The 11422-nt window shown below is 68.9% G+C and carries 12 protein-coding genes; 6 read left to right on the plus strand and 6 right to left on the minus strand.

Features of this window, described 5'->3' with window-relative positions; all coding sequences use genetic code 11:
- Position 1 precedes the first annotated feature (1 nt).
- From ACZ6DT_RS22355 to ACZ6DT_RS22375, 5 genes are all read right to left on the minus strand, one after another.
- Positions 2-1060 (minus strand): zinc-dependent alcohol dehydrogenase family protein, encoded by a 1059-nt coding sequence (locus ACZ6DT_RS22355; RefSeq protein ID WP_465598369.1) that lies wholly within the window; start codon positions 1058-1060, stop codon positions 2-4.
- A 57-nt stretch (positions 1061-1117) separates the two neighbouring features.
- Positions 1118-1504: a transcriptional regulator gene (locus tag ACZ6DT_RS22360; RefSeq protein WP_465598654.1), complete on the minus strand. Its 387-nt coding sequence runs from the start codon at positions 1502-1504 to the stop codon at positions 1118-1120.
- 177 nt (positions 1505-1681) lie between these two features.
- Complete coding sequence (locus ACZ6DT_RS22365) at positions 1682-2365, minus strand: metal-dependent transcriptional regulator (protein ID WP_465598372.1); 684 nt, start codon at positions 2363-2365, stop codon at positions 1682-1684.
- 22 nt (positions 2366-2387) lie between these two features.
- The gene (locus ACZ6DT_RS22370; protein ID WP_465598375.1) at positions 2388-2837 is read right to left on the minus strand and encodes a GNAT family N-acetyltransferase; all 450 of its coding nucleotides are present in this window, start codon (positions 2835-2837) and stop codon (positions 2388-2390) included.
- Between the two features lie 5 nt (positions 2838-2842).
- Positions 2843-4441 carry an amidohydrolase gene (locus tag ACZ6DT_RS22375; RefSeq protein ID WP_465598378.1) on the minus strand — a complete coding sequence of 533 codons (1599 nt, stop codon included), beginning with the start codon at positions 4439-4441 and terminating at the stop codon, positions 2843-2845.
- A gap of 47 nt (positions 4442-4488) precedes the next feature.
- On the opposite strand from ACZ6DT_RS22375, the gene ACZ6DT_RS22380 reads away from it, so the two are divergent.
- The 4 genes from ACZ6DT_RS22380 to ACZ6DT_RS22395 are packed head-to-tail and all read left to right on the plus strand — an operon-like array spanning position 4489 to position 7838.
- A complete protein-coding gene (locus tag ACZ6DT_RS22380) occupies positions 4489-5232 on the plus strand; it encodes an enoyl-CoA hydratase/isomerase family protein (protein ID WP_465598383.1) in 744 nt (247 codons plus the stop codon).
- On the plus strand, positions 5229-6773 hold the full coding sequence (locus ACZ6DT_RS22385; protein ID WP_465598386.1) for an ATP-dependent acyl-CoA ligase: 1545 nt from the start codon (positions 5229-5231) through the stop codon (positions 6771-6773). Before ACZ6DT_RS22380 ends, ACZ6DT_RS22385 begins: the two co-directional genes overlap by 4 nt.
- Before the next feature lie 2 nt (positions 6774-6775).
- The gene (locus ACZ6DT_RS22390; protein WP_465598389.1) at positions 6776-7444 is read left to right on the plus strand and encodes a TetR/AcrR family transcriptional regulator; all 669 of its coding nucleotides are present in this window, start codon (positions 6776-6778) and stop codon (positions 7442-7444) included.
- A gap of 58 nt (positions 7445-7502) precedes the next feature.
- Positions 7503-7838, plus strand: a complete 336-nt coding sequence (locus ACZ6DT_RS22395) for a hypothetical protein (RefSeq protein WP_465598392.1) — start codon at positions 7503-7505, stop codon at positions 7836-7838.
- Positions 7839-7920: 82 nt separating this feature from the next.
- Here the strand turns inward: ACZ6DT_RS22395 and ACZ6DT_RS22400 are convergent, their stop codons facing one another.
- On the minus strand, positions 7921-9090 hold the full coding sequence (locus ACZ6DT_RS22400) for an acyl-CoA dehydrogenase family protein (protein ID WP_410581501.1): 1170 nt from the start codon (positions 9088-9090) through the stop codon (positions 7921-7923).
- Between the two features lie 126 nt (positions 9091-9216).
- Between ACZ6DT_RS22400 and ACZ6DT_RS22405 the strand changes: the two genes are divergently transcribed.
- Entirely contained in the window at positions 9217-10572 is a 1356-nt protein-coding gene (locus ACZ6DT_RS22405) for a cation:dicarboxylate symporter family transporter (protein WP_465598395.1), read from the plus strand.
- A 75-nt stretch (positions 10573-10647) separates the two neighbouring features.
- Positions 10648-11337: a 4'-phosphopantetheinyl transferase family protein gene (locus ACZ6DT_RS22410; protein ID WP_465598398.1), complete on the plus strand. Its 690-nt coding sequence runs from the start codon at positions 10648-10650 to the stop codon at positions 11335-11337.
- Positions 11338-11422: the final 85 nt, after the last annotated feature.

An 11422-nucleotide genomic window follows, 5' to 3' on the forward strand; every position in this document is an offset into this window, starting at 1 on the left:
GTCACCGTGCGAGTTCGACCACGGTCACCCCGGCCTGGACCGGCACCGGGTCGTTCATCTCCGCGAGCACCGCTGGGACGTCGTCGAGGCCGACTCGTTCGCCGATCATGCCTCCGAGATCGATTCCGGCGGTCTCCACCACCCGCAGCATCTCGGGGTACTCGCGCGCCTGGAGCCCGTGGATGCCGACGATCTCCAGTTCCCCGCCGATCACCCGGTGCATCGGGATCGGCGCGACGCCCTGCGCGGGCGGCATCAGCCCGGCTTGGACGTGGCGTCCGCGTTTGCGGACGCTGCCGACCGAGGCCGCACAGGTGGTCGGCGAGCCGAGACAGTCGAGGGAGACGTGCGCGCCGCCGCCGGTCAGGTCACGGACGTGCGCGGCGATGGCCTCGTGGCCCTCGAAGCCGGACGGATCGACAGTCGAGAGCGCACCCATCCGCGAGGCCAGCGCCCTGGCTCGCGGAGACGGGTCGACGGCGACCACCGACGCACCGGCGGCGACGGCCAGCAGGATCGCCGAAACGCCGACGCCGCCACAGCCGTGGACCGCCACCCACTGTCCGGGCCGGACCGCGCCTTGACGCAGCACCGCCCGGAACGCCGTCCCGAACCGGCAGCCCAGCGCCGCGGCTTCGGCCGAGGACAGCGAGTCCGGCAGCGCGACGAGGTTGACCTCGGCGTTTTCGATGGCGACGTAGTCGGCGAACGAGCCCCAGTGGGTCGCGCCCGGCTGGAACTCGCGGTCGCAGATCTGCTGGTCACCGGCCGCGCACTGCGCGCAGGTGCCGCAGGCGCATACGAACGGCACCGTCACCCGGTCGCCGACGGACCAGCCGCGGACGCCCTCGCCGAGCGACGCGATCCGGCCGGCGAGTTCGTGCCCGGCGACGTGCGGCAACTTCACCGACGTGTCGTGACCCTGCCAGGAGTGCCAGTCGCTGCGGCACACCCCGGTCGCCTCGACGGCGATCACCACCCCGCCCGGCGGCGTCGCCGGATCCGGCACCTCGCGTACCTCGGGCAGCACCCCGAACTCCTCGAAGACGACCGCCCGCACCCGTACTCCTTACTGTCTTCGGTGAACCCGCGTCCGCGATCGACCTCGGCAGGGCGCTTACGTTCCCGTCTCCCGGCTTCGCTGCATCACGAGGCCCTCGCCGGGCACCGTACACCGGGCCGCCCGTCCGCGCGGCGGTCCCAAAAGCCGCGACAGGGACTGCTCCGGCACCCCGAGGACCGCCTCGAGATTCTTCAGCACCAGCAGGGATTCCGGCCGTTCGGGACGGCAGCGGCCGGACTGCCAATGGCTCAGTGTCGCGAGGCTGACCGAGCACCCCCGCCCTCGCAACCGGTACCGGATCCGATCGAGGCCGAGGCCTCTCGCCCTGATCGCCGCCCTGAGGGCGTCCGCGAAGGGCCCTGTCTCCAGCAGCCTCCGGAGTTCACGTCCTTCCGCCACCCCCCGGTCGATGGTGTGTGTCCGCTGACCGGTCATCGTCATCGCCTTCGTACGCTCGCTAGCCACCCGGAATAGCGCAGCCTAGGCGCGTGAACACATGATCGGAAGGGCCTTAGATCACCTATCGGCCCGGCATGTGGGTGATCCGAATTATGCAGGGACGTAGGGAAAATTCCCACCTCGCGCGCCACGCGAAACGTGTCCACAGTGGACACGCCGTCAGCGCAGGGCGACCGACAGCGCCTGCGCGATCTCCTTGCCGATCGCGTGGGTCGCCGCGTCCGGCGGCGAGCCGACCTTGACCACCATGGGGCCGCCGAAGGGCTGGCGTTCGACGACCTCGATCCGCTCGCCGAGGCCGATCGAATGCTCGGTCAGGTAGCGCAGGAGTTCCGGGTCGGTGTCCCACACGCGGACGATCTCGCCGATCGCGCCGGGCGGGAGGTCGTCGAGGATGCGCATCGGCATCTCCTCGACGCTGCCGTCGGGGGCGGGAATGGGGTCGCCGTGCGGGTCGCGCACCGGGTTGCCGAGCTTCGCCGCGATCCGCTCGACGAGCCTGTCCGACACCGCGTGCTCGAGCGCGTCGGCCTCCGCGTGCACCTCGTCCCAGGTGTAGCCGAGTTCGGACACCAGGTAGGTCTCGATCAGCCGGTGGCGGCGGAGCACCGAGCGGGCGAGCAGTCTGCCTTCGGTGGTCAGCTCGATGCCCCGGTACGGGACGTGCGCGACCAGCCCGAGCTGGGACAGCTTGGTGACCATGCCGGACGCCGAAGACGGGCTGACCTCCAGCCGTCCGGCCAGCGACGTGTTGGTGACGGCCTCACCGCGTTCCACCAGCCCGTAGATCACCCGGACGTAGTCCTCAACGGACGACGACCTGCGGCTTGCCCCTTCACCCATACCCTGGAGTTTACGGCTTGGCTCACCTCGCGTGCGGCCGCCAGCGGTACCGGATCCAGCCGGGGACGGGCTCGGCGCCGAGCTGGGCGTAGAACGCCTCGCCCTTCTCGTTGCCCTCCTGCATGTCCCATTCGACCCGGCCGGGCGTCCGCGCGCTCAGCTCCTCGAGCAGCTCCCGCCCGAGGCCGAAACGCCGGTGTTCCGGGCGCACGAAGAGGTCGTCGAGCCAGATCCCGGGCCTGGCCTCCCAGGTGGAGAAGTTCCAGCTGCAGAAGGCGAAGCCCGCGACCTTGGCCGGCTCACCCGGCGGGGTGGCCAGCAGCACCCAGGCCTTCGGATCGGGTCCGAAGAGGAACCCGGCCATCTCCTGCCTGTCGAGCTTCAAATCGTGTTTGTCCTCGTAGACCGCGTGCTCCTCGATGAGCGCGCAGATCTCCTCGATGTCGTCCGCGACCGCGTTCCGCACCGGCATGGGTCTCAGCTCCGTTCGTAGACGATGTCGCCGCCGACGGCGGTGGCGACGACGTGGATCGAATCCAAAGTGGACTCGTCGGTCGGGTCGGCCGAGAGGACGGCGAAGTCCGCGAGCTTGCCGGGCACCAGCGTGCCCAGGTCCTTCTCGGCGAAAGCGGCGTACGCGGAGCCGTAGGTGTACGCGTGCAGGGCTTCGGCGGGGGTGAGCCGCTCATCGGGACCCAGCACGACACCGGACGCGGTCTTCCGCCGCACCATGTCGGCCAGCGCGAGCAGCGGCGCGCCCTCGACGACCGGGCGGTCGGAGCTGGCGGGCAGCACGCATCCCGCGTCGAGCAGGCTCTTGAGCCGGTAGCACCACGGTTCGCGCTCCGGGCCGAGCGCGGCCCGCATCCCGTCGCCGATCTCGTTGACGAACCGGCCCTGCGGCGAGGCGATCAGCCCCAGCGACGCCAACCGCGTCAGCTCTTCGGGTCGTAATACCGCACAGTGCTCGATGCGGTGCCGGTGATCGGGCCGCGGGTCGGCCTTCAGCGCGGCCTCGTAGGCGTCGAGGACGACGGTGATCGCGCGGTCGCCGATGGCGTGCGTCGCGATCTGCCAGCCGGCTTTGTGCGCGGCGGCGATCGTCCGCGCGATCTCGTCCTCGGGTACCTGGAAGTAGCCGACGTTGTCCGGCTCGCCCGCGAACGGCTCGTGCATCGCGCAGGTGCGCCCGATCAGCGAACCGTCGGCGAACAGTTTCATCGCGCCGATCCGCAGCCATTCGTCGCCGAATCCGGTGCGCATGCCCAGGTCCAATCCGAAGCCCGCGCCCGAATCGAGGTCGTGGAGCACGCTCGCCGCGACCATCACCGTGCTCCGCACCCGCAGCACACCGCGATCGCGCGCCAGCTGGTACGCGGCGAGCTCGGCGGGGGTCTCCCCCACGAGACCGCCGCCGATCCCGGCCTCTTGGACACTCGTGATGCCTTCGGACAGGTATCGCTCACTCGCTCTGTCCAGACCGCGGACGACGGTCTCGATCGGCGTCGGATAGGTCAGCGGCCGCAGCATGAGCTGGGCCTGTTCCCGCAGCAGGCCGGTCGGCGAACCGTCCTCGTCGCGGACGACGTCGCCGCCCACCGGCACGTTTCCCAGGTCCAGCCGCTCCAGGACGGCCGAGTTGACCACGGTCATATGCCCGGACGTGTGCTTGAGCCGCACGAGGTGGCCAGGGGCGGCGCGGTCGAGCCCCTGCCGCGTCGGATGGCCGCCCGCGAGCTTGTTCTGGTCGTAGCCGCCGCCGATGATCCAGCCGCCCGGCGGCGTTTCGGCCGCTCGCCGCGCGACGGCGTCGTACACCTCGTCGACGCTGCGGCAATCGGACAGCGCGACGTCGTCGAGCGCCATGCCGAACCAGGCCATGTGGTTGTGCGCGTCGTGGAAACCGGGCACCACCACCGAAGCACCGAGGTCGACACGGCGCTTCGCAGAAATCTCTGAAAGCGCGGCCACATCCGCACCCAAAGCGACAATTCGTCCGTTCAGCACTGCCAGCGCTACGGATTCTTCCGTTCCAGTGAGGAACCGGGCGTTCTCGTAGACCGTGTCGACCCGCATGGATCCGACCCTATCGATCGATCGATCGGTCGTCTAGGCTCGGCGTCATGAGCACCGTGGACTACGCACTCGACGACGGAATCGCAGTGATCTGGCTGAACCGCCCGGAGCGCCTCAACGCGGTGGTCGCCGAACTGGTCGACGACCTGCTGGAGGCACTCGACGCGGCCGCCCACTCCGACGCGCGGGCCGTGGTTCTCGCGGGGCGAGGGCGTGCGTTCTGTGCCGGCCACGACCTCAAGGAGCCCACCCCCGAGGGTGACTCACGCCAGCGGCTCGATCGGTTACAGGACGTGACCCGACGCCTTCGCGGGCTCCGCCAGCCCGTCATCGCCGCCGTCCACGGTTACGCGATCGGCGCGGGCGCCGAGTTCGCGATGGGCTGCGACCTGATCCTCGCCGCCGAAGACGCGGTGTTCGCCTTCCCCGAGGTCTCGCTGGGCCTGAGCGTCACCGGCGCGGCGTCGCGGCTGCTGCCGCTGCTGGTCGGCCCGCTGAAGGCCAAGGAACTCCTGCTGCTGGGTGACCGGGTGAGCGGCACCGAGGCGCGGGAACTCGGCCTGGTCAACGCGGTCCTGCCCGCCGACGACCTGATGGACACCGCGCTCGCGTGGGCGGCCAGGATCGCCGCGCATCCGGCGGCCGCGGCCACGATGGCCAAACGAGCCCTCGATTCCGGCATCGACAGTTCGCTCGACGCCGCGCTCGAACTCGAAGTCAGCCACGCGCTGATCACCGAACACTCCGCCGAGGTCGCCGCCTCGGCCGAGGCCTTCCGGAGCCGGACATGACCTCGCTCGCCGGGATCGACACCCTTCTCGGGCTGACCACCAGGGCCGCCGCGCGCTGGCCGGACAAGACGGCGTGGATCTTCGATTCCACCGGTGAGAGCTTCACGTTCGCCGACGTCGACGCGCGCAGCACGGAGTTCGCCCGCGCCTTGCTGGCGCTGGGCGTGGAACCGGGCGACAGGGTCGCGGTGATGGTGCGCAACCAGCCCGAATTCCCGTTGCTGTGGCTGGCGTTGGCCAAGATCGGCGGTGTGCTCGTCCCGGTCAACACCGGGTACCGCGAGTTCGACGGCGCCCACGTGCTCCGGCATTCCGGCGCCAGGTTCGCCGTCGCCGCCGAGGAATTCCTGGAACTGCTGGACAAGATCGCGCCGGAGACCTCGCTGGAGCGTGTGCTCACGCCCGGCGAACTGACCGGTTCCGGGGCCGCCCCGGACTTCGCGAGCGAAGGCGAACGCCCGGTCAACATCCAGTACACCTCGGGCACCACGGGCGCGCCCAAGGGTTGTGTCCTGCCGAACCGGTACTGGACGACCTTGGCGATCAGCCTGGCCACGGACTTCCCCATGGTCGGTGCCGACGACGTCATCCTGACCGCGCAACCGTTCCACTACATCGATCCACAGTGGAACGTCGCGCTGGGGCTCGCGGGCGGCGCGACACTGGTGGTACTCGACCGCTTCCACCCGTCCACGTTCTGGGAGAAGGTCCGCGAACACGGCGTCACCTGGTTCTACTGCCTCGGCCTGATGCCCACCCTCCTGCTGCGACAGCCGGAAAGCGAACTGGACAAGGCACACCAGGTCCGCGCGATCTGCGCCTCCGCCATCCCCCGTGACCTGCACGCCACACTCGAAGCACGCTGGGGCGCGCCGTGGTACGAGGCCTTCGGGATGACCGAGACCGGCGGCGACATCCGGATGTACCCGGCGGATCACGAAGAGACGGTCGGCACCGGCTGTCTCGGCAAGCCCGCGCCCACCCGCGAGGTGATGATCGCGGACACGACGGGGAAACCGCTGCCACGAGGGGAAACCGGCGAGCTGCTGATCCGCGGGGTCGGCCTGATGCACGGCTACCACGACGACCCCGAAGCGACCAGGCGCGCGTTCGACGGCGGCTGGTTCCACACCGGCGATCTGGCCACAATGGACGCCGCGGGCCGCGTGTACTTCGTGGGCCGCACCAAGGACATGATCCGCCGCAGTGGCGAGAACATCTCCGCCGACGAGGTCGAACGGGCACTGCAGCTGCATCCGGCGGTCAAGCTCGCCGCCGTCATCGCGGTGCCGGACGACATCCGCGGCGAAGAGGTCAAGGCGTACCTCGTCCTCGACGAAAACGAGGGGCACCGGTGTGAACCGGCCGAGCTGGCTGAGTTCTGCTCGACGAAACTGGCCTACTTCAAGGTTCCCCGGTTCTGGGCCATCGTGACGGAACTGCCGATGACGCCGTCGGAACGGGTCGCCAAGGGCGAGTTGAAGAAGGCGGAAGACCTCCGCGCGGATTCCTGGGACAAGGCCACCGGGACCTGGCTCTGAACATGGACTCTCGGCGGGAGAAAGAACCTCGAGTCGTCAACACCAGGGAGAGAGTCCGGCAAGCGGCGGTGAAACTGTTCGCCACCAAGGGGTTCCACGGCACCGGCATCCGGGATCTGGCGCAGGAGGCGGAGCTGTCGTCCGCCAGCCTCTACCACTACATGGGCACCAAAGAGGATCTGCTGGTGGCCATCATGAACGAGTCGCTGCGGCGGCTGCTCGACGCGGCCGAGCGGGCGACCGCCGGGCTCACCGATCCCGTGTCGCGGCTCGGATCCCTGGTGGCGCTGCACGTGCTCGCGCACGCCATCCAGCCGGACGACACCCGCGTGGTGGACAACGAGGTCCACGCGCTCACCCCCGGCGCCAGGGCCGAAGTGGTGGGGCTGCGCGACGCCTACGAAAGGCTGTGGGCGGACGCCATCGAAGACGGGGTCGCGGCGGGTGTCTTCCGCACCGATCAGCCCTCGGTCACCCGGCTCGCGCTGGTGGAGATGTGCAGCGGGGTCGCGCGCTGGTACTCACCGAGCGGGCCGCTCACCCTGGACCAGCTGGCCACCCATTACGCGGAACTGGCGCTGCGGGCGCTCGCCTGCGAACGCCGGCTGGACGGCACGGCGTTGCAAAACTGCCGTGAAGTGGTCTCAAGAGTGTGGCGAGTGCCCGTTTAGCGGCGACTCATACCCGGTACGCCTTGCTCAGACGGCTTCTCTGAGGGACGCTCGAAGGGTGACTGAGCAAACGATCCAACTCGAACTGGACGACTCGGGTCTCTCGCCGGCGTTGCCGATGCCTTCGAACCCCCGTGATCAGGTTCAGGACGTCCCCTACCGCCCGGTGGGATTCCGGGACGACGACCTGCCCACGGCCCTCGAACGGTGCGCGACATGGCTACGCCAGGCTCAGGAGTGGCTCGGGGAACCGGTCGATGTGCTGGCCGTCCATCTCGATTACGACGACCGCCAGGGTTCGCCGTACTACGACGTGAAACTCCTCTGCAACGAAGAGGACCTGGCCGGGGTCCCGATCGCGATGCGGAACCAGAAGGACGACGAAGACGACTAGAGGCCGACGCAATGAAGGGGTCTTTCACCGCGCATTTCGCGATGAAAGGCCCCTTCATTGCACGGGCGAGGGTCAGGCGGCGTCAGCCCAAGGTGCCGCCGACCTTGACGTGCCCCTTCAGCAGGTTGCGCGCGATGGTCCGGCGCTGGATCTCGTCGGTGCCCTCGTAGATCCGCAGCAGCCGCAGTTCGCGGTACCAGCGCTCGACCGGCAGTTCCCGCGTGTAGCCCATTCCGCCGTGGATCTGCAGGACTCGGTCGACGATCTCGTTCGCCTTCACGCCGCCGTACAGCTTCGCCATCGACTGCGCGTGCCGCGAGTCCAGCTTCTGGTCGACCTGCCAGGCGGCGTGCAGCACCAGCCAGCGAAGGGCCTCCAGTTCCGTCCCGGAGTCCGCGATCATCCACTGGATCGCCTGGCGCTCGGCGATCTTCTGCCCGAACGTCTCCCGGGTGTTGGCGTGCTCGATGGCCATCGAGATCAGCCGTTCGCAGGAGCCGATGGCGCGGGCGGGCAGCAGGTAGCGGCCGGCGCCGATCCACTGCATGGCCAGGTCGAAACCGTGGCCGAGCTCGCCCAGGATCTGCGTCTCCGGCACGCGGACGTCCTCGAAGACCAGCGCGGCCGGACCCCATTCGCCCATGGTGTCGATGTATTCGGACTTCCAGCCCGCGTCGCGGTCGACGAGGAAGCAGGTGACGCCACCGTTGGCGCCCTTCTCCGGGTCCGTGATCGCGAAGACCATCACGAAGTCGGCCTCATTGCCGCCGGTGATGAAGGTCTTCTCGCCGTTGATGACCCAGTCGGTGCCGTCCTTGCGGGCGGAGGTCCGGATGGCCTTGGCGTCCGAACCCGCGCCGGGTTCGGTGATCGCGAAGCACGACTTGCGTTCGCCCGAGATCGTCGGGAGCAGGTAGCGCTCCTTCTGCTCGTCGTTGGCGTAGTACAGGATGTTGTCCGCGGAGCCGCCGAAGCGGAACGGCACGAACGTGCGGCCGAGTTCGGCCTCCAGCAGCGCGGTCATCACCGCGGACAGGCCCATGCCGCCGTACTCCTCGGGCGTCTGCACGCCCCAGAAACCGGACTCCTTGGCCTTCAGCTGCAGTTCGCGCAGCTCGTCGGAGGTCAGACCGGGCTGACCGGCGCGTTCGCGGCGCAGCACCTCCTGCTCACGCGGCATCAGGTCGCGCTGGACGAAGGTGCGCACCCAGTCGCGTACCTCGCGTTCCTCGACGCTCAGAGAGAAATCCATGGTCAGCCCGCTCCTGTTCGACAGTGACTAAGCGCTCGCTTAGTTCAGCGTACCGCTTCGGTTGTCGTTAGCCGAGGTGTTGTCATAAGTTTTCGCGACCTGTTCCCGTCTCGTCGAAGGGCACCCATGAGCACGGCAGCACCCGCGGCGAAGCGGGATCGCACCCACTACCTCTACATAGCGGTCATCGCGGCGGTGGCGCTCGGCATCGCGGTCGGCATCCTGTTCCCCGAGGTCGGCAAGGAACTGAAGCCGCTCGGGACCGGGTTCGTGAACCTGATCAAGATGATGATCTCGCCGATCATCTTCTGCACGATCGTGCTCGGCGTCGGGTCGGTGGCGAAGGCCGCGAAGGTCGGGCGCGTGGGCGGGCTCGCGCTCGGTTACTTCCTGATCATGTCGACGGTCGCGCTGGTCATCGGCCTGGTCGTCGGCAACATCCTGCAACCCGGCACCGGACTGCACCTGACCCCGGAGATCGCCGAAAAGGGCCAGGGCCAGATCGCCAAGAGCGAGGGCACCGTCGACTTCCTGCTCGGGATCATCCCGAAGACGCTGGTCTCGGCGTTCACCGAGGGCGAGGTCCTGCAGACGCTGCTGGTCGCGCTGCTCGCCGGGTTCGCGCTGCAGAAGCTGGGCACGAAGGGCGAGCCGATCCGCCGCGGCATCGAGCACATCCAGCGGCTCGTGTTCCGGATCCTGGCGATGATCATGTGGGCGGCCCCGGTCGGCGCGTTCGGCGCGATCGCCGCCGTCGTCGGCGAGACCGGCTGGAAGGCGCTGCAGAGCCTCGCGGTGATCATGCTCGGCTTCTACCTCACCTGCGCGCTGTTCGTGTTCGTGGTGCTCGGGCTGATCCTCGGCCTGCTCGCCAGGGTCAACATCTTCAAACTGCTGAAATACCTCGGCCGCGAGTTCCTGCTGATCCTTTCGACGTCTTCGTCCGAGTCGGCGCTGCCGCGGCTGATCGCGAAGATGGAGCACGCCGGCGTCTCCAAACCCGTGGTCGGCATCACCGTGCCGACCGGGTACTCGTTCAACCTCGACGGCACCGCGATCTACCTGACGATGGCGTCGATCTTCATCGCCGACGCGCTCGACAAACCGTTGACCATCGGCGAACAGATCTCCTTGCTGGTGTTCATGATCATCGCGTCGAAGGGCGCCGCCGGGGTCACCGGCGCGGGGCTCGCGACGCTGGCGGGCGGGCTGTCCTCGCACCGGCCGGAACTGGTGGACGGCGTCGGGTTCATCGTCGGTATCGACCGGTTCATGTCCGAGGCCCGCGCCCTGACGAACTTCGCGGGCAACGCCGTCGCGACCGTGCTGATCGGCACCTGGACCAACGAGATCGACCGAGAGCAGCTCGACCGGACCCTGGACGGCCGATCACCGTTCGACGAAGCGACGCTGCTCGACGAAAAAGCGGGTGATGCTACAGCGGAATCAGGTAAAGACGCTACCCAACGAACACTCGAGTGATCCGGTGCGTATCGGGTAAAGACGCTACCCAACGAACACTCGAGTGATCCGGTGCGTATCGGGTAAGAAGGAGACGTGATCGAATGTGCGGTTCGCTGGTCGGAGCCCCTGTCCCCTGAACCCCGGTTCCTGGCCTTGCTCGACGAGCTCGAGCAGGGCCGGTACGGAAGCTACCGCCAGGACATCGACAAACGCCGGTTCCTGACCGGCCGGGTGCTGGCCAAGACCGTCGCCGCCGAGCGGCTCGGCCTGGCCGTCGAGAACGTGAGCTTCGACGCGACCTGCGACGACTGCGGGAAGCCGCACGGCCGCCCCCGGGTCCCCGGCGCGCCGCTGATGCTGTCGATCTCGCATTCCGGCGACCTCATCGGCGTCGCGGCCACCGCGGGGACCCCGGTCGGCCTCGACGTCGAGACGGCCACCAGGCGGGCCGAGGACTCGCTCATGGAGTACGCGCTGACCCCCGCCGAGCTGGCCGCGATCTCCGGGCTCTCCGACGACGAGCGCGCGACGGCGTTCTTCACCTACTGGACGCGCAAGGAAGCGGTCATGAAGGCCACCGGGAAGGGACTCAAGATCCCGCTGCGGAGCATCACGTTCTCCGGCTACGACGAGCAGGCGCGGCTGGTCCGGTCGAGCCACCGGGCCCTCGACCCGGACCGTACCCGGCTCGCGGATCTGAAGGCGGCCGAGGGCTACCGGGCCGCCGTCGCGCTGCTGACCTCGGACGCCATCTCGGTCACCGAAGCCTTCGCGACCCTCTGACCCCCGGGGGGGGGGGGGGTGGGGGGGGGGGGGGGGGGGGGAGGGGGGGGGGGGGGGGGGGGGGGGGGGGGGGGGGGGCTTTGGG

This window comes from Amycolatopsis sp. NPDC041971 (assembly GCF_055588925.1).